General features: G+C 67.5%; 20 protein-coding genes. 13 read left to right on the forward strand and 7 right to left on the reverse strand.

The annotated features are described in order from the left end of the window. The first annotated feature begins 68 nt into the window (after window positions 1-68). The 11 genes from J2W23_RS26725 (at window position 69) to J2W23_RS26775 (ending at window position 13,473) form a co-directional block, all read left to right on the forward strand. On the forward strand, window positions 69-2,174 hold the full coding sequence (locus J2W23_RS26725; RefSeq protein WP_176659975.1) for an ATP-dependent helicase: 2,106 nt from the start codon (window positions 69-71) through the stop codon (window positions 2,172-2,174). Then, window positions 2,171-2,614 carry a hypothetical protein gene (locus J2W23_RS26730; protein WP_176659974.1) on the forward strand — a complete coding sequence of 148 codons (444 nt, stop codon included), beginning with the start codon at window positions 2,171-2,173 and terminating at the stop codon, window positions 2,612-2,614. Before J2W23_RS26725 ends, J2W23_RS26730 begins: the two co-directional genes overlap by 4 nt. Continuing rightward, the gene (locus J2W23_RS26735) at window positions 2,611-3,777 is read left to right on the forward strand and encodes a phospholipase A (protein WP_176659973.1); all 1,167 of its coding nucleotides are present in this window, start codon (window positions 2,611-2,613) and stop codon (window positions 3,775-3,777) included. The genes J2W23_RS26730 and J2W23_RS26735 overlap by 4 nt, the downstream gene beginning before the upstream one ends. A 27-nt stretch (window positions 3,778-3,804) precedes the next feature. After that, window positions 3,805-4,659: an ammonia-dependent NAD(+) synthetase gene (gene nadE, locus J2W23_RS26740; RefSeq protein ID WP_307650897.1), complete on the forward strand. Its 855-nt coding sequence runs from the start codon at window positions 3,805-3,807 to the stop codon at window positions 4,657-4,659. A 225-nt stretch (window positions 4,660-4,884) separates the two neighbouring features. Continuing rightward, complete coding sequence (locus tag J2W23_RS26745; RefSeq protein ID WP_307650898.1) at window positions 4,885-6,069, forward strand: porin; 1,185 nt, start codon at window positions 4,885-4,887, stop codon at window positions 6,067-6,069. A 15-nt stretch (window positions 6,070-6,084) separates the two neighbouring features. Then, a complete protein-coding gene (locus J2W23_RS26750) occupies window positions 6,085-6,462 on the forward strand; it encodes a c-type cytochrome (RefSeq protein WP_307650899.1) in 378 nt (125 codons plus the stop codon). After that, a complete protein-coding gene (locus tag J2W23_RS26755; protein WP_307650900.1) occupies window positions 6,459-7,895 on the forward strand; it encodes a D-arabinono-1,4-lactone oxidase in 1,437 nt (478 codons plus the stop codon). Before J2W23_RS26750 ends, J2W23_RS26755 begins: the two co-directional genes overlap by 4 nt. Beyond that, a complete protein-coding gene (locus J2W23_RS26760) occupies window positions 7,892-9,178 on the forward strand; it encodes a DSD1 family PLP-dependent enzyme (protein WP_307650901.1) in 1,287 nt (428 codons plus the stop codon). The genes J2W23_RS26755 and J2W23_RS26760 overlap by 4 nt, the downstream gene beginning before the upstream one ends. Before the next feature lie 60 nt (window positions 9,179-9,238). Next, window positions 9,239-11,482: a neutral/alkaline non-lysosomal ceramidase N-terminal domain-containing protein gene (locus tag J2W23_RS26765; protein ID WP_307650902.1), complete on the forward strand. Its 2,244-nt coding sequence runs from the start codon at window positions 9,239-9,241 to the stop codon at window positions 11,480-11,482. A 3-nt stretch (window positions 11,483-11,485) separates the two neighbouring features. Then, a complete protein-coding gene (locus J2W23_RS26770) occupies window positions 11,486-12,076 on the forward strand; it encodes a hypothetical protein (protein ID WP_307650903.1) in 591 nt (196 codons plus the stop codon). Next, on the forward strand, window positions 12,073-13,473 hold the full coding sequence (locus tag J2W23_RS26775; RefSeq protein ID WP_307650904.1) for a coniferyl aldehyde dehydrogenase: 1,401 nt from the start codon (window positions 12,073-12,075) through the stop codon (window positions 13,471-13,473). Before J2W23_RS26770 ends, J2W23_RS26775 begins: the two co-directional genes overlap by 4 nt. Window positions 13,474-13,482: 9 nt before the next feature. On the opposite strand, the gene J2W23_RS26780 is transcribed toward J2W23_RS26775, so the two are convergent. From J2W23_RS26780 to J2W23_RS26805, 6 genes are all read right to left on the reverse strand, one after another. Next, window positions 13,483-14,178: a TetR/AcrR family transcriptional regulator gene (locus tag J2W23_RS26780; RefSeq protein ID WP_307650905.1), complete on the reverse strand. Its 696-nt coding sequence runs from the start codon at window positions 14,176-14,178 to the stop codon at window positions 13,483-13,485. Between the two features lie 123 nt (window positions 14,179-14,301). Beyond that, complete coding sequence (locus J2W23_RS26785; protein ID WP_176659964.1) at window positions 14,302-15,663, reverse strand: sigma-54-dependent transcriptional regulator; 1,362 nt, start codon at window positions 15,661-15,663, stop codon at window positions 14,302-14,304. Then, entirely contained in the window at window positions 15,660-17,495 is a 1,836-nt protein-coding gene (locus tag J2W23_RS26790; RefSeq protein WP_307650925.1) for a sensor histidine kinase, read from the reverse strand. Before J2W23_RS26790 ends, J2W23_RS26785 begins: the two co-directional genes overlap by 4 nt. 252 nt (window positions 17,496-17,747) lie before the next feature. Beyond that, entirely contained in the window at window positions 17,748-18,497 is a 750-nt protein-coding gene (gene phbB, locus J2W23_RS26795; protein WP_307650906.1) for an acetoacetyl-CoA reductase, read from the reverse strand. 41 nt (window positions 18,498-18,538) lie between these two features. Then, window positions 18,539-19,723 carry an acetyl-CoA C-acetyltransferase gene (locus J2W23_RS26800; RefSeq protein ID WP_307650907.1) on the reverse strand — a complete coding sequence of 395 codons (1,185 nt, stop codon included), beginning with the start codon at window positions 19,721-19,723 and terminating at the stop codon, window positions 18,539-18,541. A gap of 59 nt (window positions 19,724-19,782) precedes the next feature. Continuing rightward, window positions 19,783-21,126: a dicarboxylate/amino acid:cation symporter gene (locus tag J2W23_RS26805; RefSeq protein ID WP_307650908.1), complete on the reverse strand. Its 1,344-nt coding sequence runs from the start codon at window positions 21,124-21,126 to the stop codon at window positions 19,783-19,785. 505 nt (window positions 21,127-21,631) lie between these two features. Here J2W23_RS26805 and J2W23_RS26810 point away from each other — a divergent pair. Together J2W23_RS26810 and J2W23_RS26815 are read left to right on the forward strand one after the other, a co-directional pair. After that, the gene (locus J2W23_RS26810; RefSeq protein ID WP_176659960.1) at window positions 21,632-22,396 is read left to right on the forward strand and encodes an alpha/beta fold hydrolase; all 765 of its coding nucleotides are present in this window, start codon (window positions 21,632-21,634) and stop codon (window positions 22,394-22,396) included. Between the two features lie 61 nt (window positions 22,397-22,457). After that, on the forward strand, window positions 22,458-23,906 hold the full coding sequence (locus tag J2W23_RS26815) for an HD domain-containing phosphohydrolase (protein WP_307650909.1): 1,449 nt from the start codon (window positions 22,458-22,460) through the stop codon (window positions 23,904-23,906). A 278-nt stretch (window positions 23,907-24,184) separates the two neighbouring features. On the opposite strand, the gene J2W23_RS26820 is transcribed toward J2W23_RS26815, so the two are convergent. Beyond that, window positions 24,185-25,993 carry a cytochrome c biogenesis protein DipZ gene (locus tag J2W23_RS26820; protein WP_307650910.1) on the reverse strand — a complete coding sequence of 603 codons (1,809 nt, stop codon included), beginning with the start codon at window positions 25,991-25,993 and terminating at the stop codon, window positions 24,185-24,187. Window positions 25,994-26,065 lie beyond the last annotated feature (72 nt).

Here is a 26,065-nt window from a genome sequence, read left to right on the forward strand (position 1 = left end):
GTCCGGCCCCGTATCATTGCCCGCTTTCCGCCTGCCGTTCCCCACGGCGTTCCCCGTTCCCCTCCCCCATGTCCCACGGTCTCAATCTCGCGCAACAAGAAGCGGTCAACTACATGCACGGTCCCTGCCTCGTGCTGGCAGGCGCGGGCTCGGGCAAGACACGGGTGATCACGCACAAGATCGGCCGGCTGATCCAGGCCGGCCTCGAACCCAAGCGCATCGCGGCCATCACCTTCACGAACAAGGCCGCCGCTGAAATGCGCGAACGCGCCAAGGACCTGATCGGCCGGGACGCACGCAAGGTGGTGGTCTGCACCTTCCACGCGCTGGGCGTGCGCATGATGCGCGAAGACGGCGCGGTGCTGGGCCTGAAGCCCGCCTTCAGCATCCTGGACAGCGACGACGTGACCAAGATCCTGAAGGACGCCGGCGGCACCACCGACATCGCCACCGCCCGCATCTGGCAGTGGACCATCAGCAAGTGGAAGAACATGGGCCTCGATGCCCGGCAGGCCGCCGCCGCCGCGGTGGACGACAACGAGCGCATCACGGCCGAGGTCATGCGCCACTACGAGGAGCGGCTGCAGGCCTACCAGAGCGTCGACTTCGACGACCTGATCGGCATGCCGCTCAAGCTCCTGCACGAGTTTCCCGAAGTGCGCGCCAAGTGGCAGGCGGCGCTCGGCCACATCCTGGTGGACGAATACCAGGACACCAACGCCACGCAGTACGAAGTGCTGAAAGCCCTGGCCGGGGACCGCGCCCGCTTCACCGCCGTGGGCGACGACGACCAGTCGATCTACGGCTGGCGCGGCGCCACGCTGGACAACCTGAAGAAGCTGCCGATCGACTATCCGACGCTCAAGGTCATCAAGCTGGAGCAGAACTACCGCTCCACCAGCGCCATCCTGCGTGCGGCCAACAACGTGATCGGCCCCAACCCCAAGCTGTTTCCCAAGACGCTGTTCTCCGAGCTGGGCGAAGGCGAGCCGGTGCGCGTCGTCGATGCCGACACCGAACTGCACGAGGCCGAGCGCGCGGTGGCGCGCATCGTGAGCCTGCGCGCGGGCGATGCGACCACGCAGGGCAAGCAGTACAAGGAGTTCCGCGACTTCGCGATCCTCTACCGCGCCAACCACCAGGCGCGCGTGCTGGAGCAGGCGCTGCGCCGCGCGCAGATTCCCTACAAGGTGTCGGGCGGCCAGAGCTTCTTCGACCGGGCCGAGATCAAGGACCTGTGCGGCTGGTTTCGCCTGTGGGTCAACAACGACGACGACCCCGCGTTCCTGCGCGCCATCACCACGCCCAAGCGCGGCATCGGCCACACCACGCTCGCGAGCCTGGGCACCTTTGCGAGCCAGTACAAGCTGAGCCTGTTCGCGGCGCTGTTCAGCCCCTCGCTGCCCAGCGTGATCCCCAAGCGCACGCTCGAAGGCGTGCACGAGTTCGGCCGCTACATCAACGACCTGGAATACCGCGCGCGCCGCACCATGGGCGCCGAGGCCTCGCGCACCTTCATGCTCGACTGGCTCAAGGAGATCGACTACGAGCGCCATCTCTACGACGGCGAGGAGAGCGAGGCCGCCGCCGCCACGCGCTGGAACAACGTGATGGAGTTCGTCGACTGGATGTCGCAGCGCGCCGGCGGATCGCTGGACGACGCCTCGGGCGCCAACGACAACGACGAGACCGAGCGCAAGAGCCTGCTCGAGGTGGCGCAGACCATCTCGCTGCTCTCGACCATCAGCGAGCGCGAGCAGGACCAGAACGTGGTCACGCTCTCCACGCTGCACGCCTCCAAGGGCCTGGAGTGGCCGCATGTGGTGCTGATCGGCGTGACCGAAGGCATGCTGCCCTTCAAGCTCGACGACGACAACGGCCGCCAGAAGGTGGTGAGCGACGAGACGACGCAGCGCCTGCAGGAAGAGCGCCGCCTGATGTACGTGGGCATCACCCGCGCGCAGCGCAGCCTGGCCGTGAGCTGGACCAAGAAGAGGAAGCAAGGCCGCGACATGGTGCCCTGCCTGCCGAGCCGCTTCATCGCCGAGATGGGCCTGGACAAGACCACCACGAAGGAAGACCCACGCGAAAAACTCAAGGCGCTGCGCGCCGAGTTTGCGCAGAAGGCACAGGACAGCGCGGCGGCAAAGGCGGCCGCCGCGGCGGCGCCATGAAAGCGCTGCTCGCTGCCTTCGCCGCGCTTGCGATCACCGGCTGTGCCGCGGTCGATCCCAACTGCCCCACCGACGCGCGCGACCTGCCATTGACATCGCTCTACGGCCGCTGGGAAGCGCGCTTCGACGGCCTGCCCACCGTGTCCGTCGTGCAGCTGGGCAAGCATCCCGATTACGCCGGCGTGCGCGGCACGATCACGCGCAGCGCCGATGGCGGCGCCAAACCTTCGGTGGCGCAGCTCGCGGGCGACGTCGACGACGAGGGCGCCCTCTCCATCGACGAATCGCTGGACGGCCGCGCCATCAGCGGCAACTGGGCCGGTACGCTGCAGCCGCGCTCGTGCGGCCGCGAATTCAGGGGAACGTGGCGCAACGCCGCGGACGAAAGCACGCACCCGTTCGTGCTGATCAAAACGGGCGGTTCGGAAGGAAAACAATGACCACACGCACACATGCGTTCTCAGCGACGTTCATGACGTTCGCGGCTTGCCTGGGCAGCGCGGCCGCGTATGCACAGGCCGTCGACAAACCCGCGAGCCCGCTGGCCGATTCGCAGCTCACCTGGCAGCAATGCGCCGCGCTCGGCAACAACAACGATGCGCGCCTGGCCTGCTTCGATCGCTGGGCGCAGCAGCAGACGCTGCCTTCGGTGTCGGTGCCCGTCGCGCCACCGGTGCTGGCCAGCACGCAGGCGCCGCCGGTGGACGGCGCGATCCCCGCCACCCGCGTGATCTCGGTGGCCACCACCGAGGGCTGCCGCGACCAACAGTACTCGGCGCTCTCGCGCTTCTGGGAGCTGGAGAACGCCACCGACTGCGGCACCTTCGGCTTCCGCGGCTACCGGCCTCTCTACGTCGCTGCCTCGGCCGCGACAAAAAAGCCGCAGGTGCCCACCTCGCCCTCGCCCGACCACACCGGCGAGCCCGTCGCCTACCAGGCCAACGAGATGCGCATCGGCCTGTCGGTTCGCACCAAGCTCGCACAGGGCATGCTCACGCAGAACGACCCGATCAAGAAAGACTCGCTGTGGTTCGCCTATTCGCAGCAGTCGACCTGGCAGCTGTTCAACGGTGCGATCTCGCGGCCGTTCCGCACCACCGATCACGAGCCCGAGCTGATGTATGTCTACCCGACCGACTTCCACCTGCCCGGGGGCTGGCGCTGGCGCTATGCGGGCCTCGGTATCGTGCACCAATCGAATGGCCAGAGCCTGCCGCTGTCGCGCAGTTGGAACCGCGTCTACCTGATGGGCGGCGCCGAGCTGGGCGACAAGTTCCAGATCACCGGGCGCATCTGGAAGCGCATCTCGGAAGATGCAGCGAAGGACGACAACCCCGACATCGCCGACTACATCGGCCGCGCCGAGATCACCGGCCGCTGGAACCTGAATCGCGACAACACGCTCGGCGTGACCGTGCGCAACAACCTGCGCGACAGTGGCCGAGGCTCGGTGAAGCTCGAATGGCTCAAGGCCATCGGCGATCCGACCAAGAGCAACCTGCGCTTCCACACGCAGCTGTTCCATGGCTACGGCGACACGCTGGTGGACTACAACCGCAAGCGCACCGTGCTCAGCATCGGTCTCAGCTTGGTCGACTTCTGATCTTCTTCATCTACACCTGCAAACATCATGAGTGCTGACCTGTCCCCCGTCGATGCCACGCAGCGCGAGATCATCGCGGCGCTGCACGTGGCCCCCGTGTTCGATGCCGCCGCCGAACTGGCGCGGCGCACCGACTTTCTCGCGAGCTACCTGCGCGGCACCGGCCTGAAGACGCTGGTGCTCGGCATCAGCGGCGGCGTCGATTCTCTGACCGCCGGCTGCCTTGCGCAGCGCGCCGTCGAGAAGCTGCGCAGCGAAGGCTACGACGCGACCTTCATCGCGATGCGCCTGCCCTACGGCGTGCAGAGGGACGAAGCCGAAGCCCAGCGATCGCTCACCGTGATGAAGCCCGACCGCACGATCACCGTCGACATCCGCCCCGCGGCCGACGGCATGCTCGCCGCGCTGAAGGCCGGCGACCTGAAGTTCCGCGATGCGGCGCACGAGGACTTCGTGCTCGGCAACATCAAGGCGCGCCAGCGCATGATTGCGCAGTTCGCAGTGGCCGGCGCGCACGACGGCATCGTCATCGGCACCGACCATGCGGCCGAGGCGCTGATGGGCTTCTTCACCAAGTTCGGCGACGGCGCGGCCGACATCACGCCACTCACCGGACTCAACAAGCGCCGCGTGCGTGCCGTGGCCGCGCTGCTCGGTGCGCCCGACGAACTGGTCTACAAGGTGCCGACCGCCGACCTCGAATCGCTGGTGCCGGGCAAGCCCGACGAAGACGCCTTCGGCGTCACCTACGAACAGATCGACGACTTCCTCGAAGGCAAGCCGGTGTCGGCCGCGGCGCGCGCGATCATCCTGTCGACGCACCGCAAGAGCGCGCACAAGCGCGCGCTGCCGGTCGAGCCGCCGCCCTCCAACGCCGGCTGACACCGCGGCCCGCGAGCCGCCACGCAACACCACGCAACGCGCCCTTTCAGGGCGCGTTTGCTTTTGCGCGCCTGAAAACCTAAGGCCACAGAAATCATCGAGAACATCGATTCCAAATAAAACACTGGATTTTTTCAGATCATCGTTCTAGCATCCGCCCCGCGCCGGAAACACGGCGCACTTCCAGCAAAGAGCTGCATGGCTTGGGCAGATGAAGGAAACAACATGACGAGACGAATCCCCCTTTCGGTGGCCGCATGGGCGCTGCCGTTGTGTGCCGGCACCGCGTCGGCGCAAAGCAGCCTCACGCTGTACGGCACGGTCGATGCCGGCCTGCGCTACGAGACGCACGCTACCGACTACGGCGCCGACGGCGCGCCCGTGAACACCCGCTCGCGCTTGCGCATGACAAGGGAAGGCGGCATGTCGGAAAGCTTCTGGGGCGTGAAGGGCACCGAAGACCTCGGCGGCGGGCTGCAGGCGATCTTCCAGCTCGAGAGCCACTTCGACCTGCGCAACGGCGACCCGCTTCCCAAGGACGGCTCGCAGTACATGCAGATCGCCTCGGTGGGGCTGGTGTCGCAGTCGTGGGGCCAGCTCACGCTGGGGCGGCAGTACAACGTGGCGATGGAGGCGGCCTCGCTCGCCTACGGCTCCAACCTCTGGGCCGACTACTTCAATGCCTTCAAGCCCGAGCACACCCTCCTGGCCGCGAGCAAGACCAACAACATGATTCACTGGGGCGCGCAGTTGGGCGACGTGGTGCTGCTCGCGCAGTACGCCATCGGCGAGGGCGAGGGTTCCTCGAAGCGCGGCAGCCAGTACGGCGTGGGCGTGGCCTATGTGCCGGAGAACGGACCGGTCAAGCTGGCCGGCGCGCTCATGCGCACCAAGGACGACAACACCAACGCGAAGTTCGACATCTACACGGCCGGCGCGCAGTTCAGGCTCGGCGAATCGGCCACGCTGCAGGCCGGCTACATCGAGAACCGGCGCGACAACGACTTCACCTCGTTCGCGAACGGCCCGTTCAGCGCGGTCGACCTCGCGGGGCTGGGCATCATCTCGCCGATGCAGACGGTGGACCCCACCATCCCCGGCGGCTTCAGCAAGCGACGGATGATCCTGGGCGGCATTACCTACAAGGCCACACCCTTGCTCACGCTCGCGGCCAATGTGTGGTTCACGCGGCAGCGCGGCTACACGAGCGACTTCGACGGCTCGGCCAGCCAGTACCAGCTGGTTGCGGGGTATGCGCTGTCGAAGCGGACCATGCTCTATGCCGAAGTCGATCACTCGGTGTACCGGGGCGGCCTGATCGGCGCGCAGCTCGTGGGCATCAATGCGCAGAGCCCGACGGTCGCGCGCACGCAGACCGGCACCACCATCGGCATCCGCCACACCTTCTAGGCAGGCAGCGAACGCATGCGACTCGTCTCTCGTTTCTTTCTCACGGTGGTCCTTCTCGCGGGTCTCGCGGCCTGCAAGGAAGAGGCACCACAGCCGCCTTCCGCATCGGACATCCAGCGCGCCGAATCGCTGCGGCCCGAATCCGCCGAACTGCGCGCGCGCTACGAGCGCTCGTGCCTCGCGTGCCACACATCCATCGACGCCAAGGCGCCGCTGACCGGCGACATCGCGCAATGGAAGCCGCGCCTGGACAAGGGCATGGATGTGCTCGTGAAGCACGCGATGGAAGGCTTCAACGCGATGCCGCCCAAAGGCCTGTGCGCGGATTGCAGCGAAGCCGACATGCGCGCGCTGATCGTCTTCATGAGCCAAGGGAGGGAAGAACGGAAATGAGCAACGACAACGCGCCACCCACGCACAGCGAGCGCCGCCGCACGGTGCTGAAAGCGGGTGCGGGCATCGCGGTCACAGCCGCATTCGCCGGCAGCGGCATCGAGGCACGCGCCGCGGCAGACGCCGTCGCGCCAACGGCCGCAACAACAACGCCCGCCCCCGGCTGGACGAACTGGTCTGGCATCGCACGCTGCACGCCCAAGGCCATCGAGACGCCGGGCGACGAAGCCGAACTCGCGGCGGCATTGCGCAAGGCCAGCGCGGGCGGTGCGCGCTGCGTCGGCGCAGGCCACTCGTTCACAGCGCTGGTGCCGACCGACGCCACGCTGATCTCGCTCGACCGCATGTCCGGCATCGTCGCAAGCGACGCACAAGCGCAGACCGTGACGCTGCACGCCGGCACGCGCCTTGCGCTGCTGTCGCGTGCGCTGGACGCGCAGCACCTGGGCCTGCGCAACCTGCCCGACATCGACGCTCAATCCTTGGCGGGGGCCATCGCCACCGCAACGCATGGCACCGGAAAGGACCTGCCCGCGCTGCATGCGGACGTGGTGGGCCTGCGGCTCATGACGCCGGGCGGCGAGGTGCTCGAATGCAGCACCGATCGCAACCCCGAATTGCTCGCCGCCGCGCGCGTGTCGCTCGGCAGCCTGGGCGTGATCACGCAGGCCACGGTGCGCGTGGTGCCCGCCTTCAACCTGCACCGCCGCGTGTTCCTCAAGCCCTTGCAAGCGATGCTCGACGGGGCACCCGCGCTCGCCGAAAAGCATCGCAACTTCGAGTTCTACTACCTGCCCTTCACCGGCTATGCGGCCGGCATCACCAACGACCTCTACACCGGCACCGACACGGTCCAGTCGCCCTCGGCCGACGAAGACATGCTGCGCGACCTCAAGCGCCTGCGCGACTGGCTCGGCTGGTTCCCGTCGCTGCGCCGCTGGGTCGCCGGCAAGCTGATCGACGGCGAGCAGACCGAGGAAGCGAAGAACCGCTCGTGGAAGCTGCTCTCCACGCAGCGCCCCACCAAGTTCAACGAGACCGAGTGCCATGTGCCGCGCGCCGACGGCATCGCCTGCGTACGCGAAGTCATCGCCGCGCTGGAGCGGCGCAACGACGTGTTCTTTCCGCTGGAGTTCCGCTTCGTGAAGGCCGATGACGCGTGGCTCAGCCCGTTCCACCAGCGCGACAGCTGCTCGATTGCCGTGCATGCCGCGCAGGGCGAGCCGTATGACTACCTGCTCTCGGAAATCGGCCCGATCTACCGCAAGTACCAGGGTCGGCCGCATTGGGGCAAGCTGCACGACCTGAAGGCACCGCAACTCGCGGCGCTGTATCCGCGCTGGAACGACTTCCTCGCGCTGCGCGCACGGCTCGACCCGGAGGGGCGCATGCTCAACCCGTATCTGCGTCAACTTTTCGGGGTGACCGCATGAGCCGTCGAAAGATCCTCCTGGGCACGCTCGGCGCGGCCGCTGTCGGCACCGTCGGTGCCTTCGCGCTGCGGCCGGGCGACAACGGCGCGCCGCACGACGATTACTTTCGCGCGCTCAACGACGAGCTGAAGAAGAACGGCCCGATGCGCCCCTGCATGGTCATCGACCTGGACCGCATGGACCGCAACATCGACCGCGTGACGCAGAGCCTGCGCCAGGGCGGCAAGCATTACCGCATCGTCGAGAAGTCGCTGCCTTCGCATGCGCTCATCGACTACGTGGCCAAGCGCTCCGGCACGAAGCGGCTGATGTCCTTTCACCAGCCCTTCCTCAACATCGATGCGGAAATCTTCCCGGACTTCGACATCCTGATGGGCAAGCCACTGCCGGTGCAATCGGCAGCGCTGTTCTACAAGAAGCTCAAGGGGCCGTTCGAGCCGTCGCGGCAACTGCAGTGGCTGCTCGACACACCCGAGCGGCTGCAGCAGTACCTCGCGCTGGCGCAGGGCATCGGCAGCAAGCTGCGCATCAACATCGAGATCGACGTGGGCCTGCACCGCGGCGGCGTGGCCGACAACGCCACGCTCGGCCGGATGCTCGACCTCATCGCCGCGAACCCGCAGCAGCTCGAGTTCGCGGGCTTCATGGGCTACGACGCGCACGTGGGCTTCGGTGTGCCGAAGGTGCTCGGGTCGTCCGAAGAACTACTCGGCAAGGCGATGGCGATCTACCAGGGCTTCGTCGATCACGTGCGCGGCCAGTACCCGGCGCTGTGGAACGACAGCCTCACGCTCAACACCGGCGGCAGTCCGAGCTACAAGCTGCACGAGGCGGAGAAGGTGAGCAACGAGGTCAGCACCGGCACGGCCCTCCTCAAGCCCACGCACTACGACATCGAGACGCTGGCCGCGCACGAGCCCGCCGCGTTCATCGCCACGCCGGTCATCAAGGCAACCGGGCCGGTGGCCATTCCGGCGCTCGACGGCAAGTCGAAGGTCTTCTCGTGGTGGGACGTGAACCAGCGCCAGACCTACTACATCTACGGCGGCTACTGGCTCGCGGACTACGCCTCGCCCAAGGGGCTGCAGTTCAACGGCATCCTGGGCCACAGCGCGAACCAGGAGAACGTGAACGGCTCGCCGGCCACCGGCCTCGCGGTGGACGACCAGGTGTTCCTGCGCCCCGCCATCGCCGAAGGCGTGCTGCTGCAGTTCGGCGATCTCGTCACCGTGCGGGGCGGCAAGGTGCAGGACCACTGGCCGGTGTACCGGGAGGGCACTTAAGAAGAAGCAACGCAGGTTCCCCGTCAACGAACAGCCGCGATGCGGCACAAGGAGACTTCCATGGACACAACACAAAAAGAACAATGGAAAGAAAAACGCGTGCGGCCAACCGCATGGCTCGCGCGCACGGCCGCCGCTGCCGCGCTCCTGCTGGCCGGCGTGCAGGCGGCCCATGCGGGCTATGACGTCGGCGTGGGCAAGGCCGACATCACCGCGGTCGAGCTCGGCAGCCTGAGCGCGGGCTTCGTCTTCGATCCGCCCTACGACGGCCTGCAGTCGCGCCAGTTCGTGCGCGCCTTCGACATCGAGGACGGCGCGTCGCGCCGCGAGGTGATGGTGGTCGTGGCGGAGCTGGGCCTGGCCAGCGGCAACCTCAAGCGCGTCGCGCTCCAGCAGTTGCAGGTCCGCTACCCCGGCCGCTTCACCGACGACAACTTCGTGCTGACGATGACGCATACGCACGGCGTGCCGAACGTGGGCAATGCATCGAACCCGCGGCTCTTCAAGGCCCAGGTCGATGGCGTGGTGAAGGCCGTCGAGGCGGCGATGGCCGACAAGGCGCCCGGCAGCATCGAGGTCAACCGCGGCCAGCTGCGCGGCGTGGGCGCCAACCGCTCGGCGCAGGCCTTCGTGCTGAACAAGCCCGAGGACCAGGCCGTGTTCCCCGAGCGCATCGACACCGGCATGACCCAGCTGCGCTTCGTGCGCAATGGCGCCGCCGTCGGCGCGCTGATGTTCTACGGCCTGCATCCGACCAACATGATCGACGAGGCCTTCAGCTTCATCAGCACCGACAACTACGGCCACGCGGCGCGCCGGCTCGAAGACGATGTCGACCAGGGCCGGCCGGCCGGCAGCAGGCGCTTCGTCGCGGCGTTCGCGCAGACCGGCACGGGCGACGTCACGCCCAACATCAACTTCAAGAATTGCAACGACGTCGATCCGCCGTTCTGGGTCAGCTGGAAGACCCATGTGCTGGCGCGCCACGACTGGGGCTGCAACCGTGGCTCCAGCACGCTCGGGCCCTTCGAGAGCATGCGCGATACGGGGGACAAGCTCTTCGCGGCGGCGAAGTCGCTGCTGGTTGCGGATGCCGTCGCCGGGAAACCGGTCGATGCCGGCGTGCCGTCCAACCAGCGGCTGAACTACCAGTACAAGGCCGTCGATTTCGCGAAGATCGCGGTGTCCGGCAAGTACACCGGCGGTCACGGCGACCAGGCGACCTGCGACCCCGCCTGGGGCTCGGCCTTCGCGGCGGGCAGCAGCGAGGACATGGGCTCGATCCTCGCGCAGGAGGGCGCCGACAACCGCACGAGCCTCGCGCAGATCGTGAGCATCCTCATCAACCTGCCGCTGGTTCCCGCGATCGTGAAGCCGCTGCTCGACGCCTCCTACCAGCCGATCACCAGCGACGTGCGCGAGTGCCAGGGGCGCAAGGACGTGCTCGCGGCACTGGTGCCCGGGCCGACCTCGCTGCAGGTGGTGAAGCTCGGTTCGCTGACGCTGGCCTTCACACCCTTCGAGCTGACGACGATGACGCAGTACCGCATCCGTCGCCACCTCGCGGCAACGCTGAACGCGGGCGTGGACGACGTCATCGCCGTCGGCTACAGCTCCGGCACGGTGCCCAGCCTGCAGGTCGACAGCACCGGCGGCTATGTCGTGACGCCGGAGGAATACGACAGCAAGCAATACGAGTCCGGCTACACCGCCTGGGGCAAGTGGACGCAGCCGGCGCTCGCGCAGGCGCTCGATGTGATGGCCGCCACGCTGGTCGCCAGCGACGCGAAGCCCAGCGTCACGCCGGTGGTGCCCGCGCCGCAGGACCCGCTGGTCGTAGCCGCGCGCACGCCCGAAGACAAGCTCCCCGCAGCCGTCCCCTGGGACGGCGTGCCGCTGTTCTCGGGCATGGGCGTGGTGCTGAAGGGGCCGCAGGTGGTGCAGCACGAAGTCAACGGCAAGCTGCAGGCCGACGACAAGCGCCGCTTCCTCGAAGCCACCTTCGTGAGCAGCCATCCGATGAACCGGCTGGGCAGCATCGACTCGTTCCTCTTCATCGAGAAGCAGGCGGCCGACGGCAGCTGGAAGGAAATCGAACGCGACGGCCGCTGGGGCACCACGGTTCAGTGGAAGGCGATTGCGCTGTGCATCAACTGCCGTTCGGCAACGGTGTCGTGGCAGATCCCGGCCGATGCCGCGGGCACGTACCGCATCGTCCACAAAGGCAACTACAAGCCCAGCTGGATCCTGCCCGACGTGGTCGAGTACCGCAGCGCGACCGCACCCTTCGAGCTCAAGGCCTGAGCCATGACGCGTAACAGACATCGGTACATCTGGACGGTCGCGGCGCTGTGCACCCTGGGCGTCGGCGCGGCGATCTTCGCCGTCGACACGGGCACGCCGGGCTCCGGCGCGGAGGATGCGGCAGCCCGGCCGGCGACAGCCGCGATGGCGGGCATGCCGGCCGCTGCCGCCGCGCAAGGCAGCCAGCCCGCTTCGCCATGGACCGCCTCGCCCTTCCTCAAGGGCCCGGCTTTCACGCAGCCGGCATCGACGGGCCCCGGCCCGGTCGAACGGATGCTCGACATTCCGGCACTGCAAGCGCGCTGGGCCGGCGATCCGAGGCGCGATGAGAAGATCGGCGAGGTGATCGCAGTCACCCGGCTGCAGGACCGCATTGGCGGCATCGGCGAAACGCTGGCGGGGCTTCCGCCCGAAGCGCGGCGCGGCGAGGTCGAGATCCTGGTCCACCAGATGCAGGCCTTTGCGGCACGCGGCGTGCTGCCGAAGGAAGAGGTGGAAGATGTGGAGGCCCAGTTGCTGGCGCTCCTCGACCCCGATGGCAACCCGCAGGACAATGGCCAGCCCCGCAGGCACGGCCCCCGAGGATTCAGATGACGACCCAGACCATGAGACAGACCTTCGACGCCATGCGTGCCGCCAGCCTGCGCGCGCAGACCCCGCCATGGAGCGAGCGTGCCGACCGCCTGGAGCGCCTGCGTGCGCTGGTGATGGACCACCGCAAGGAGATCGCCGCCGCCATCAGCGCGGACTTCTTCAACCGGCCGTATCAAGAAACCGAACTGGCCGAGGTCTTTCCCGCCGTCGAGGGCATCAACCATGCGCTGCGCCACGGCAGGAAATGGATGCGCACGCAGCGCCGCTCCACCGGCCTGTGGTTCAAGCCTGCGTCGTCGCGGATCATGCCGCAGCCCCTGGGCGTGGTCGGCATCGTGGTGCCGTGGAACTACCCGCTGAATCTTGCAGTGGGGCCGATGACCGCGGCGCTCGCCGCGGGCAACCGCGTGATGGTGAAGCAGTCGGAATTCACGCCGCGCTTTGCCGAACTGTTCGCCACCCTCGTGCGAGCCGTCTTCGCGGAAGACGAGATCGCCATCGTCAACGGCGACGCCGAAGCGGCGCGCGAATTCTCCAGCCTGCCCTTCGACCACCTGCTGTTCACCGGCTCGACGGCCGTCGGCCACCATGTGATGCGCGCCGCGAGCGAGAACCTCACGCCGGTGACGCTGGAGCTCGGCGGCAAGTCACCCGCGATCATCGGGCCCGAGGCCAACTTCGACAAAGCCGTCGAACGCATCCTCGTGGGCAAGACGCTCAATGCGGGCCAGACCTGCATCGCGCCCGACTACGTGCTGGTGCCCGAAGGCCAGCAGCAGCGCTTCGCGGACAGCGCCCGTCGCGTGTTCAACGCGATGTACCCGGACATCGCGCGCAACACCGACTACACCAGCATCGTGAGCCCGCGCCACTTCTCGCGCCTGCAGGAGCTGGCCGCGCTGGCGCAGATGGAAGGCGCATCGGCCACCCCGCTCTCGGACATGACGCCCGACGCCGCGACACGCCGCTTTCCGCCGGTGCTGCTGACCGGCGTGCAGGACAGCATGCGCGTGATGAAGGAAGAAATCTTCGGCCCGATCCTGCCGGTGATGACCTATGGCGCCATCGACGACGCCATCGCGTATGTCAACGCGCATCCGCGCCCGCTTGCGCTCTACCTCTTCGAGAAGAACGGCGCGACCATCGAGCGCGTGATGCAGCAGACGGTGGCCGGCGGCGTGTCGATCAACGACACCCTGCTGCACGTCGCGCAGGACGACCTGCCCTTCGGCGGCGTCGGTGCGAGCGGCATGGGGGCGTACCACGGCGAGCACGGCTTCCGGACCTTCTCGAAGATGAAGCCGATCTTTCACCAGTCGGCCTTCAACGGTGTCGGCCTCTTCAAGCCGCCCTACGGCAAGACCTTCGAGCGGATGATGAAGCTGCTGGTGCGCTGAAAAACTTCTTCAGCTGCGTCCCTGCGACAGCAGCTTGATGGCCGCGGCCGACTTGGCGCCCGGAAAGCGCTGCACGATGCCCGAGAGAAGAATGTCGAGCAGCAGGTTCAGGTGCGCCTCGGCCTCGAGCCGCTCGATCCACGGATCGTCGCCGGTGGACACGCGCAGCGAGGTCATGCCGTGCATGCCCTCCCAGAGGATCTGCGTGGCCACGGCCACCTGCTTGTCGTCGGCGGCCATGTAGCCGTCGCGCACCAGTTCCGCGGTGAGGCTGCAGACGAAGGCGTAGGGGTCGTTCTCGATGTCGCCGAACGTGAGCGTCGAGGTCTCGACGGGCGCCGCGGGGCGCCGCTCCATGAACACCAGGAAATACTGGTCGGGGTGCTTGAGCCCGTACTCGACATAGGCCAGGCATGCGAGCCGTATGCGTTCGATCGGGCTCTTCGCCGGCAGCACCGCGGCCTGCATGAGCTTGTTGAGCCGGATCAGGTCGTCGTCGACCGCGTTGGCGATCATGCTGGCCTTGTCGCCGAACAGCGCATAGACCACCGTGTTCGAGAAGCCCGATTCTTCCGCCACCTTGCGCATGGTGATTTCGCGCGCGCCGCTCTTGGCGACCATCTTGCGCACGACCTTCAGGATGTCCTTGCGGCGTTGTTCCAGCTCTCGCTGCTTGCGTTCCTGAAGATTGCTGCTTGTGACCATGGCGTCTTGGAGATGGGCGTCTTTTTGCTGGATGGAATCTTATCCCGCAGGCGGGACGGACGGCCCAGTGCCCCTCGGGGCATAAGGTTTCAGGGCGTGTGCGCAGATTGCCCCGGACACCCGCTACTTGAACTCGTCCGCCGTGATCCCGAGCTTGCGCAGCTTGTCGTGCAGCGTCTGCCGCGCAATGGCCAGCGCGGTGGCCGTGGCCGGCTGGTCGCCCTGGTGCTTGCGCAGCGCCTCGACGATCACTGCGCGCTCGAAGGCCTCGACCTGCTGCGGCAGCGCGCGCGGCAATGCGGGCAGGCCTTCGCCGGTGCCGCGCGTCTGCGTGAGGCGCTCGCCGAGCAGCCCCAGCACGAAGCGGTCGGCCACGTTGCGCAGCTCGCGCACGTTGCCGGGCCATGCGTAGGCCATCAGGTCGGCCAGCTGCGCATTGGTGAGCAGCGGCGCCGCGCGCTCGTAGCGGCTCGCGGCCAGCAGCGTGAAATGTTCGAACAGCAGCGGAATGTCTTCGCGGCGCTCGCGCAGCGGCGGCAGCTCGATGAAGGCCACGCCCAGCCGGTAGTACAGGTCGGCCCTGAACTTCTGCTGGTCGCTCATTTCCTTCAGGTCGTCCTTGCTCGCGGCCACCACGCGGCAGTCGAAGGGAATCGCCTTGTTGGAGCCGATGCGCTCGATGCTGCGCTCCTGCAGCGCACGCAGGAGCTTGATCTGCACCGGCATCGGCATGCTCTCGATCTCGTCGAGAAAAAGCGTGCCGCCATTGGCGTATTCGAACTTGCCCACGCGCACGCGGTTGGCGCTGGTGAAGGCACCCGCCTCGTGGCCGAAGAGCTCGCTCTCGGCCAACGCCTCGGGCAGCCCACCGCAGTTGAGCGGCACGAAATGCTGGCGCCGGCGCTCGCTGCGGTCGTGCAGGCAACGGGCGACCAGCTCCTTGCCGGTGCCGGTCTCGCCGTAGATGAGCACGTCGGCCGAGGTCTCGGCCAGCGTCATCACCGTGCGGCGCACCAGCTGCATCTGGGCAGATCGGCCGATGAGCACCGACTGGATGCCGTTCCAGTTTTCCAGTGCATCGCGCAGCGCGCGCACCTGCAGAGAGAGCTGGCGGCGCTCGATGGCGTGGCGCACGATGGCCACCAGCCGTTCGGAGCTGAAGGGCTTCTCGATGAAGTCGTAGGCGCCCTCGCGCATGGCCTGCACCGCCATCGCGATGTGGCCGTGGCCGGTGACCAGGATCACGGGCAGCTCGGCATCGACCGCATGCAGCTCGCGCAGCCACTCGGTGCCGCTCAGGCCCGGCAGGCGCACATCGCTGACCACGATGGCCGGCACGCCGAAGCTGATGTGCGAGCGCGCGCGCTCGGCGCTGTTGAAGGCCTCGACCTCGAAACCGGCCAGGGCCAGTACCTGGGTCGTGCTGAGGCGGACGTCTTCGTCGTCCTCGACCAGCATTACCCGGATGGCAGGGGCTTCGCTCACTTGTTGATCACTCCTGTGGGGGTGGGGATAAGGATGTTCTGCACGGCGGCCGGCAGGTCGACGACGAACGATGCGCCGCCTTCGGCGAGGTTGGCCGCACGCAGCGTGCCGTCCATGGCGCGCACCAATTGTGCCGAGATCACGAGCCCGAGCCCGAGGCCCGTGCCCGCGGGCTTGCTGGTGACGAAAGGCTCGAACAGGCGCGGCAGGATGTCGGGCGGGATGCCGGGGCCGGTGTCGCTCACGCGCAGGACCACGCGGCCTTCGTTCGGCCGCGCCTCGATGCGCAGCGTGCGCACCGGCGACTCCTGCATCGCGTCGATGGCGTTGCGCATCAGGTTGACGAGCACGCTGCCAAGCGCGGCTTCCTCGGCCATCACGCTCAGGCTTGCGGGCTGCAGATCGACCTCGATGGCAATGGCGTTCTTCTTCGTGGCCTCGGCCACGATGGCCTGCGCGTCGGCGATGGCGCGCGCCACCGGCACGGCGGCCAGCGGCAGCTCGCTCTTGTGCGCGAAGGTCTTGAGCTGCGAGGTCAGGCGCGCGAGACGGTCGACCATGCTGCGAATGCGCTGCAGGTTGCCGCGCACGTCGTCCAGGCGGTTCTTGTCGAGCAGGATGGCGGCGCTCTCCGAGAGCGTGCGCATCGCGGTGAGCGGCTGGTTCAACTCGTGCACCACGCCCGTCGACATCTGGCCGAGCGCCGCCATCTTTCCGGCGTGCAGCAGCTCGCCCTGTGCGGCGCGCAGTTGCACAGTGCGCGCGACCACGGTCGATTCGAGGGTGTCGTGCGCCGCCTGCAGCGCGGCCTGGTTGGCGAGCTTCTGCCGCACGGCGCGGCGGCGCTGCCACAGCGTGACGGCAATCAGCAGCAGCACCGCCATCGCCAGGCTCGCAGTGATGGCCGCGTTGCGCGCGCCCACGCGCACCGGCGCCAGGTCGTCGAGCACCACCAGTTGCCACGGCGCGCCGCGCAGCTTGCGCGTGGAGGCGAGCTGGTCCACGCCGTCGAGCGCGATCACCTGCACGTCGCGCGCCAGCGTTTCCTTCGGCGTCCATTGCAGCGGCTGCAGCGCGGCTTCGCCATAAGGCCGCGAGCGCTGCACCTCGGCACGCTGCAGGCCATCCAGCGGCAGCATCGGGCGGAACTTGAGGTCTTCGCGGGTGGAGAGGATCACCACGCCGCGCTGGTCGATCAGCACCACGTCGCCCAGGAGCTTGCGCCAGGTGCGCTCGGCCTCCTCGAGATTGACCTTCACGGCCACCACGCCGCGCGTGGGCTGGTCGCGGCGCAGCGCATACGAGAGGTAGTAGCCGGGCTTGCGGCTGGTGATGCCCACGCCATAGAAGCGGCCCCGGCCCTGCCCGAGCGCATCGATCACGTAGGGCCGGAACGACAGGTTCTGCCCGACGGTGGTGCCGGGACGGTCCCAGTCGGAGGCCGCGAGCGAAGTGCCGCCGGCGTCCAGCACGTAGAGCATCTCGGCGCCCGCGGTGGCGCTCACGCCGTCCAGGTAGCGGTTGACCGCATCGCGCAGCGCCCCGTCCGAGGGTGTGCCCAGCAGCGCCGGGACGATGGGCGTCATTTCCAGCAGCGCGGGCAGGTATTCGAAGCGGGCCAGATCGGCATCCAGCGCGGTCGCGAGCATGTCCAGCCGGTGGTCGGCCGCGTCGCGCAGGCGCGCCAGGCCGTTCTGCATGGCCAGGTGGTGGCCGGCGAAGGCGGCGACGGCCACCAGGGCCAGTGCGCCGAGCCAGCGAAGCAGGCCGCGCCAGCGTTTGGGAGTTGGAGAAGACAAGTCGAAGCGCAGTGCCGGCTGCCGTGAGGTCATGAGCCCGTTATTGCACAAGGCCGTGAAGGCCGCATCGGTGGCAGCCCGGTGGCGTGCATCCTGCAACATTTCTTCCAGGCTCGGCGTGCGCTCGGGCACGGCGTGGTTCGCCGGGCCGGCGGCGGCAGCAAGACGGCCGCCGGCAGGGGTCATCGCTTCGCCGTGCCGCCCTGCTTCAGGGCCGTGGCGTCGGTGAACTTGTTGATCAATGCGACCTGATCGATGCCGTTTTTCAGGATCATGGCTGTGCGCTCACTGCATGTGCTGGCCGCCGTTGATGGCGATGTTGGCGCCCGTCACGAAGGCGGCTTCTTCCGAAGCCAGGTAGATGATCAGGCCGGCCACTTCCTCGGGCTTGCCCAGCCGGCCGACGGGGATGTGCGGCAGGATCTTGCTGTCGAGCACTTCCTTCGGGATGGCCGTGACCATCTTCGTGCCGATGTAGCCGGGCGAGATGGTGTTGACCGTCACGCCCTTCTTGGCCACTTCGAGCGCCAGTGCCTTGGTGAAGCCGTGCACGCCGGCCTTGGCGGCCGAGTAGTTGGTCTGGCCGAACGCGCCCTTGGAGCCGTTCACCGACGACACGTTGATGATGCGGCCCCAGCCCCGCTCCACCATGCCGTCTGCCACCTGCTTGCTCATGTTGAAGAGGCTGTCGAGGTTGGTGCGCAGCACCGCATTCCAGTTGATCTGGTCCATCTTCTTGAAGGTCATGTCGCGCGTGATGCCGGCGTTGTTGACCAGCACGTCGACCGGGCCCAGCGCCTCCTGCACCTGGCTCACGGCGCGCGCGCAGGAATCGTAGTCGGCCACGTCGCAGGGCACGGCCAGGATCCGGTAGCCGCGCGACGCCATCTGCGCCACCCACTCGGCGTGCGACTTGTTGCCCGGTGAATAGGTCACCGCCAGCTTGTAGCCCGCATCGACCATCTTGGTGGAGATCGTCTCGCCCAGGCCGCCCATGCCGCCGGTGACCAGGACCACTTGTTCTTTGCTGCTCATTGGCTTGCTCCTCGTTGCTTGGTGAATGTGAAAGACCGGGTTCAGACGCGTTCGACGGCCAGTGCGACCCCCATGCCGCCGCCGATGCACAGCGACGCCAGGCCCTTGTTCGCACCGCGGCGGCGCATCTCGTGCAGCAGCGTCACCAGCACGCGGCAGCCCGAGGCGCCGATGGGATGGCCGATGGCGATGGCGCCGCCGTTCACGTTGATGCGGCTCGTGTCCCATTCCATCTGCTGGTTGACCGCGCAGGCCTGCGCCGCGAAGGCTTCGTTGATTTCCATCAAGTCCAGGTCCTGCGCCTTCCAGCCGGCCTTCTTGAGCGCGAGCTGCGAGGCGGGCACCGGGCCCATGCCCATGAGCGAGGGATCGAGGCCCGCGCTCGCATAGGCGCGGATCACGGCCAGCGGCGTGAGGCCGAGTGCGGCAGCGCGCGAGGCAGACATCACCAGCACCGCGGCGGCGCCGTCGTTCAGGCCCGAAGCGTTGCCGGCGGTCACCGAGCCGGCCTTGTCGAACGCGGGGCGCAAGCCCGCGAGCGCGTCGGCATTGGTCTTGCGGTTCACGAATTCGTCGGCCGCGAAGACGATCGGGTCGCCCTTCTTCTGCGCGATGCTGAAGGGAAGGATTTCGTCGTTGAAGCGCCCCGCATCCTGCGCGGCCGCGGCCTTCTGCTGCGAGGCGAGCGCGAGCGCGTCCTGCATCTCGCGCGTGATGCCATATTTCTTGGCCACGTTCTCGGCCGTGGTGCCCATGTGGTACTGGTTGTAGACGTCCCACAGGCCGTCCACGATCATCGTGTCGACCAGCTTCCAGTCGCCCATGCGCTGGCCGTTGCGCGAGTTGGGCAGCACGTGAGGCGCGGCGCTCATGTTCTCCTGGCCGCCAGCCACCACGATCTCGGCATCGCCGCACTTCACCGCCTGCGCCGCGAGCATCACCGCCTTCAGGCCCGAGCCGCAGACCTTGTTGATGGTGAGGCCCGGCACGCCGATGGGCAGCCCGGCCTTGATGACCGTCTGCCGCGCCGGGTTCTGCCCCGCGCCGGCCGCGAGCACCTGGCCCATGATCACTTCGGACACCGCATCGCCCGGCACGCCGGCCTTCTCGAGCAGCCCCTTCACCACGTGCGCGCCCAGTTCCGGCGCGGGCGTGCCGGCGAGTGCGCCGCCGAACTTGCCGACCGCCGTGCGTTGCGCGGCCACGATCACGATATCGTCTGACATGAGAGTCTCCTTGGGTTGATGCGAGAGCGAGAGAAGAAGCGAAGCGACGGCGCTGCGTTTCAGCGCGCCGGGCCGGCGGGCATGTGCACCTCGGTCGCGTCGAGCACCTGCTCGGGCTCTTCGGCCTCTGCCGTGCTCTCCCGGTTCAGGATGCGGTCCATGCGCGCGACGTCGAGATCGTCGGTCCACTTGGCGACCACGACGGTCGCGACGCCGTTGCCGATCAGGTTGGTGAGCGCGCGCGCTTCCGACATGAAGCGGTCGATGCCCAGGATGAGCGCGAGGCCCGCGACCGGTACATGGCCCACGGCCGACAGCGTCGCCGCCAGCACGATGAAGCCGCTGCCCGTGACACCCGCCGCCCCCTTCGAGGTGAGCAGCAGCACGGCCAGCAGCGTGAGCTGCTGCGTGAGCGACATGTCGGTGTTGGTCGCCTGCGCGATGAACACCGCTGCCATCGTCAGGTAGATCGAGGTGCCGTCCAGGTTGAACGAGTAGCCCGTGGGCACCACCAGGCCGACCACCGACTTTTTGGCGCCCAGGTTCTCCAGCTTGGCCATCATGCGCGGCAGCACCGATTCGCTGGACGAAGTGCCCAGCACGATCAAGAGCTCTTCCTTGATGTACTTGATGAACTTCCAGATGCTGAAGCCGTGCACCCGCGCAATGAGCCCGAGCACCACGAAGATGAAGAACAGGCAGGTCAGGTAGAAGGTAGCCATCAACTGGCCGAGCTGCAGCAGCGAGCTCACGCCGTACTTGCCGATGGTGAAGGCCATGGCACCGAAGGCGCCGATGGGCGCGACCTTCATGATGTAGCCCACGATCACGAAGAGCACGTGCGAGCCCTTCTCGATCACGTCGAACACCAGCGTGCCGCGGCCGCCGAACTTGTGCAGCGCAAAGCCGAACATCACGGCAATCAGCAGCACCTGCAGGATCTCGCCCTTGGCGAACGCATCGACCACCGTGTTGGGAATCACGTTGAGCAGGAAGTCGGTGGTGCTCTGCATCTTGCCGGGGCCGGTGTAGGCCGCGACGCTCTTGGCGTCGAGCTGGCTCACGTCCACGTTCATGCCGGCGCCGGGCCGCACGATGTTGATGATGACCAAGCCCACCACCAGCGCGATGGAGCTCACGATCTCGAAGTACAGCAATGCCAGGCCGCCGGTCTTGCCGACCTTCTTCATGTCTTCCATGCCGGCGATGCCAACCACCACCGTGCAGAAGATGATCGGCGCAATGATCATCTTGATGAGCTTGATGAAGCCGTCGCCCAGCGGTTTCATCGCGGCGCCGGTGTCGGGCCAGAAGTGGCCCAGCAGCACCCCGAGCACGATGGCGGTGATGACCTGGAAGTAGAGGGATTTGTAAAAGGGCTTGGGTGCGGCCTGAGAGTCCACGGATATCTCCTAGAAAATTTCTGGCGCCGGCGGCACACGGCCGGGCGCCTGCAAAACGGTCGACGGAGGGATGCAAACGCTGGCTGCCGCAGTGCGGCCCGGCAGTGCGAACGCGTCGGTCCGCCTGCCGGTTTCCCCAGGGTCAAGGTCGCCTGGGGATGTCGGTTTGTCTCCCGTGTCATGGCCGCACCTCATCGGGTCACGCGGCCGCTGCCTGAACCCAGCAATCGACATGCCATGCGCGAGCCGCCGTCCGAAGCTTGCTAAGTCGTTGATTTCATGAGGATCGGCGCCGCCCTTGACCCAACGGCCCGCCGAGGATCCGGATGCGCAGCCGGATGTCCGTCCGAACTGCCGGACCCGATGCCAAGGGCAAACCCTGAGTGACAAGGACCCGGCGGGCACCACTAGGACATTCGTCCAATGGCGCCAAAAGCCCCGCACGACGACAGTACGGGCTCCCCTTCAACCCTTCTTCAACCCTCAGCTTTTCGACAGGACCTTCATGAAAACCGCTCAACGCTTCAAGCTCGCCGCCGCTGCACTCGCCATCGGCCTTTCCTTCGCCACGGGCGCCGTCGCCGCGGACAAGCCCAGCGTGGTCATCGTCCACGGCGCCTTCGCCGACGGCTCCGACTGGGCCAAGGTGATCCCGCTGCTGCAGGCCAAGGGCGTGAACGTGGTGGCGGTGCAGAACCCGCTGACTTCGCTCGAAGACGACGTGGCCGCCGCCAAGCGCGCCATCGACGCGCAGCCCGGCAAGGTCGTGCTGGTCGGCCACTCGTGGGGCGGCTCGGTCATTACCGAGGCCGGCGCGAACGACAAGGTGTCGTCGCTGGTCTACATTGCGGCCTTCGCACCCGACGCGGGCCAGAACTCGGCCGAGCTCGGCAAGGACTATCCGGCCGCGCCCGGCTCCGCGCACATCAAGGCCGACGCGAGCGGCTTCCTCTCGCTCACGAAGGAAGGCATGGCCAAGCACTTCGCGCAGGACCTTCCCGCCGCCGCCACGTCCGTGATGACCGCGACGCAGGGCCCGATCCTGGGCAAGTCGTTCGAGCAGAAGCTGACCGTGGCCGCATGGAAGACCAAGCCTTCTTGGTACCTGGTCGCAAGCTCGGACCACATGATCCAGCCCGCGCTGCAACGCGACATGGCCAAGAAGATCGGCGCGACCGTCAGCACGGTGAACAGCAGCCACGTGCCGCAGCAATCGCAGCCGGCCAAGGTGGCGCAGGTGATTCTGGACGCGGTGAGCCATACCAAGTAAGGTGCCCGGCGTGCCGGCTGCGGCCGGCGCGCCTTCTTCCTTTCTCTTCTTGATTTTTCCTGTGCAGCCTGCGCCCCACATCCCGGTCTTCGACGCCATCAAGGCCCTTGCATTCGTCGGCGACCTGAGCATGGGGCAACCCATCGACCATTCCGCACGCACCGCGTGGATCGCCTCGCAACTGGCCGCCGCCATCGGCCGCGACCAGGCGGTGCAAGGCCATGCGGCCTGCGCGTCGCTCCTGCGATGGTCGGGTTGCACCGCGAATGCGCCCGAGTTTTCCGACCTGATGGGCGATGACGTCGGCGGGCGCCGCGCGATGCTCTCGAACGCATCGGCGAGCGCCGCGGCCGAGCTTGCGGCCTCCGTCGGTCCGATGGCGGAGATCCATTGCGAGGTCTCCGGCGATATCGCGCGAACGCTGGGCATGCCGCCCGAGGTCGAACGCACGCTGCGCCACATGTTCGAGACCTTCGACGGGCGCGGCAAGCCGCATGGGCTGCGCGCCTCGCAGATTCCCGAAGAGGTGTTCATCGTCTCGGTGGCCGGCGACCTTGAAATCTTCTCGCGCGTGCACGGCCTGAGCAACGCCTTGCGCTACATCGCCGACCGCGCCGATGCGCGCTATCCGGCCTTTGTGGTCGACGCCGTGCAGAAGCATGCGGTCGACTGGCTGCATGCGCTGGAGCAAGGCGCGGCAGCCGACATGCAGTCGCCCTCCAGCGCATTGCGCGAGGCAACCGCATCGCTCGAACTGATCGCCGACGTGATCGACCTCAAGCTGCCATGGATGACGGGCTTCTCGCGCCGCGTGGCCGATGCCGCGTTCGCTTGTGCAGCAGGCGTGGGGCTGGGCGATGTCGAACAGGGGCAGGTGCGGCGCGCGGCGCTCATCCATGGCATCGGTCGCGCGTCGGTGCCGAACGCTGTGTGGGATTCGCCGGGCGTGCGCAGCGAAGCCGACAAGGAGCGGCTGCGCCTCGTGCCCTACTGGACAGACCGCGCGGCACGGCGCATCGGCACGCTGCGCACCGAAGCGGAGATCGCTTCCTTCGTGGACGAGCGCCTCGACGGTTCGGGATTTTTTCGCGGCATCAAGGGACCGGCCATCGATGTGGCGGGCCGTGTGTTGGCGGTGGCGGCGCACTGGGTGTTGTTGCGCACCAGCCAGCCGGGGCAGGCTGCGCTCGATGAAGCCGATGCGATCGCGGCGCTGAAACGCGAGGCGGAACTGGGGCGGCTCGATGCGGCGGCTGTGGCTGTGCTGACGGGGCATCCGCAGGCTGCGGCCGTCACTGCACCTTCGAACGAAGCGGCCGCCCTTCTCTCCAGCCGCGAGATCGAAGTGCTCGGGCGCATCAGCCTGGGCGACAGCAACAAGGAAGCGGCGCGAGTTTTAGGCATCAGCCCGAGTACCGTGCGGGCGCACCTGGAGAACATCTTTCGCAAGCTTGAATGCACGACGCGTGCTGCGGCTACCTTGAAGGCGTTGACGCTCGGGTTGCTCTGAGTGTGCGCTGCCGTTCAGGGCGGGTGCACAGGCCACCGGGTACTCCCCTCCGCGAATGTCCCCCGGGGCTGCGCCCCTCCTCCTTGATTTCGCTGCGGGGAGCACCCGATGCCCTGCGCACTGGGGCACGCTACTGGTTATCGGCCGATCAACCTGTGCTCTGAAGACGAGCACGCCGATGGGGTGCCTTGCGCAGCGAAATCAAGGAGGAGGCCGCAGGCCGGGGGACATTCGCTTCGCCGCGTACCCCGTCGGCGTGATCGCCGCCCTGAACGGCTTTAGCCGAACGTGAACGCGTAAGCCTGCGCCCCACCGTCGAGAAACTCGATCTCGAACAGCCGGTTCTTCCCACTCTTCGTCTGACGAACGAGCTGGTAGAGCTTCTGCGCCTCGATGGTCCCGTAGCCCTGCGCGTCGGTGTCCGCGCCGTGGTCCGCGAGCGGTGGCTTGCCATCGATCAGCACGCGAAATCGAACCGGCTTGCCGTCGCCCGCCGGGCCGAGCACCAGGTGCAGGTCGCGCGCCTGGAAGCGATAGGCGATGCGGCTGCTCGCCTGGTTCGACACGGCGCGCTCGGGCTCCACGGTCCAGTCGCCGGCGAGCGCCCACTGGTTCGTGCGCAGCATCGCAGGGCTTTGGTAGACATGCGCGCGGCCGCTCACCAGACCGCCGGGCGATGCGAAGCCCTCCGCACGCTCTGCGCCCACATAGGTCTCGCCGGACATCGCGAGTTCGTCACCCGGCGCGGCCTGCGTGCCCTCACCCTTCGGTGCGACCACACCGGCCGGCAGGTTGCGCTGACCTGCTTCGGCAAGCAGTTGCTGGATGATCTGCTCGGCCTTGTCGTAGCGGTTCTCGCCGAACTGGTGATGGCGGATGCGCCCCTCTGCATCGATGAAATAGAACGCGGGCCAGGCCTGGTTGTCGAAGCCGCGCCAGATCTTGAAGTCGTTGTCGAGCGCCACCGGGAAGCCGATGCCCAGGTCCTTCGTCGCCTTGTGCACGTTGGCCGAACGCTTCTCGAAAGCGAACTCCGGCGAGTGCACGCCGAGCACGACGAGCCCCGCGTCCTTGTACTTCTCGGCCCACGCGCGAACGTAGGGCAGCGTGCGCAGGCAGTTGATGCACGAGTAGGTCCAGAAGTCGACCAGCACGACCTTGCCGCGCAGGGCCTCGGGGGTGAGCGGCGGCGAGTTGATCCATTCGGTCGCGCCGGCGAGCGAGGGGAACTGGCCTTCGATGCCGAGCTTGTGCACGGGGGCCGGCTCCGGGAGCACGGCGGCGGTCTTGACGAAACCGGTGTCCTGTTGCTGCGGAGTCGAATCGACCAGCGGCCTGGATGGCGGTTGTGGTTGCGGCTTCGGCATGTCGATCTTCTCCACGAGTGCTTTTTCGAGCGCCGATGTAGTGCCCACCGAGAGCTGGCTGAGCACGCCGGTGTCGAGCCCCAGCGCAATCGCGCCGACGCCCACCAGCACAGCTACACCCGCGACACGGCGCACCCATTCGCCCGTGTGCAGCGAACGCTTCATGACCGCGAACAGGCGTCCGCCGAACAGCAACGCTGCCGCCAGCGAGGTGCACGCACCGGCCGCATACGCGAGCAACAGCACCGTGGTGCCGACGCTCGCGCCGTTGAGCGCCGCGCCCGTCAGGATGAGCCCGAGGATCGGACCCGCGCACGGCGCCCACAACAGGCCCGTGCCGACGCCCAGCAGCAGCGGCGAGAACACCGAGGCCTTGGCTTGACCGTTAGGCTGCGATTCGGACAAGCGGATGCCCAGCGTCACCAGCGGCCGGCTCATGCGGTCGGCCAGGCTCGGGAAGAGCAGCGTCACGCCGAACAGCGCGAGCAGCGCGATGGCCGCGTAGCGCCCGTACTCGTTCACCGCGACCACCCAGCCGCCGCCGACCGCGGCCAGCGTGGCGATGGCCGCGAAGGCCACCGCCATGCCCATCAGCATCGGCAGGCCATGCGAGCGGAACGGGCGGTCGGCGCGTGCGAACACGAAGGGCAGCACCGGCAGGATGCAGGGGCTCAGGATGGTGAGCACTCCGCCGAGGTAGGCAATCAGAAGGAGCAGCATGGTTCGGGTCTCGTCTGTGGTGGTCGAAGTGCACCGTCGGGGCGTGCAGGGTCTTCACGGTCTCGACGCGCG

The sequence above is a fragment of the Variovorax boronicumulans genome, from assembly GCF_030812215.1.
GTDB lineage: Bacteria > Pseudomonadota > Gammaproteobacteria > Burkholderiales > Burkholderiaceae_C > Variovorax > Variovorax boronicumulans_C.